The sequence below is a fragment of the Endozoicomonas sp. ALC013 genome (genome assembly GCF_049310205.1).
Lineage (GTDB): Bacteria > Pseudomonadota > Gammaproteobacteria > Pseudomonadales > Endozoicomonadaceae > Endozoicomonas.
In genome coordinates, this window is sequence record NZ_JBLYNS010000395.1 from 1 (window position 1) to 1,196 (window position 1,196).

Genomic DNA, 1,196 nt, shown 5'->3' on the forward strand with positions numbered 1-1,196 from the left:
CAGGCAAGGGCTGCCATTGATTATTCAGGGTCAGCGCAATATTGCCGGGCAGTTCATCGGCGCCAAGGTCGGTCCGCCAGACGATATCATCAGGCCATCCTGGCACAGGGGTTATCGTGCCATTTGTCCAGTCGATGGGGTAGTCGCGCAACTGGCCGTCTTCATCCAGATGGGTCTGGACAAAAAAGAGACGATATTGGCGGGCATCGTAAGGAGTTTCAGGGAAGTATCTGGTGATCCTGAAGTGGCGGGGAGCCACAATATCGCCAAATGCGGAGGGGGAAGCCGAATGACTGTTTCTTTTCGGATTTACCGTTGACCCGCTCTTGTGGCGGGTCTCCAGGCCTTGTTGCATGGCCTGCACAATCGTGATGACGTCCTGATCTGTTGCCATCGGTGTCACGGTGATTACCCGGTCACGACAACGGGGTACAGGCCCGAACTGTACCATGATGGGCGTCAACAGACCGGGTATGCTATTGGCGCTGGCCTCAAGGTCCTGGCGTCGTTGTTCTTCCTGCTTGATTCGTGCCAGGCGAGCGGTATCTTCCTGTAGCGGGGGCAGCAGTTTCTTTAAAGCGCGAAAGGGCAGTGACAGGTGTTGTCGCAAGGCCTGATCCCACTGTTCAGGGCGCTGACTGGCCAGCTGCCGGGCGCTGCGAAACAGGTCGTCCAGTGCCAGTTGCACCGGGCTGTTCTGCTGATTCAGCGCTGTGGCCAGTTGGTGGAAGTGATCCGCCAGCCATTGGGGCAACTCTTCGGGTATCTTGGGCAATCTCTGCACCAGCCTTGCCAGGTCTTCCGGGTCAAGGGCTGCCAGCCTGATTTGGGTGCAGCGGCTGGTCAGGGCCAGGCTCAGCGCTTCCCGTCCGACGAAATAGCCGGGATTGATGGTGGCAAACAGGCGGAATCCCGGCGCTGCATGGCCGGTCAACACATGATTCAGCAACCCTTCTACGTAGTGACCGGGAATCAGGTTAAGCTCACTGACAGCGATCAGTTGCCCCTGGCTCATGGCCTGTGTAATGCGCTCGGTCATCGTGGTCCACTGGTTCGGGTTGGTATTAATATGGACAAACGGGCGATTCATCCCTTGCTGTTGTTGCCAGAGCCGGATGGTTCTGTCCAGCACAAAGTCCTTGCCCCAGCCTGCCGGGCCTTCCACCAGAATGGCGGTGCGCCCCGAGTCATCCTTA

1 protein-coding gene is annotated in these 1,196 nt (G+C 58.0%); it reads right to left on the reverse strand.

The annotated features are described in order from the left end of the window. A partial coding sequence (locus ACO6V1_RS24075; RefSeq protein WP_422469152.1) for a hypothetical protein occupies positions 1–1,196 on the reverse strand: 1,196 nt, incomplete at both ends.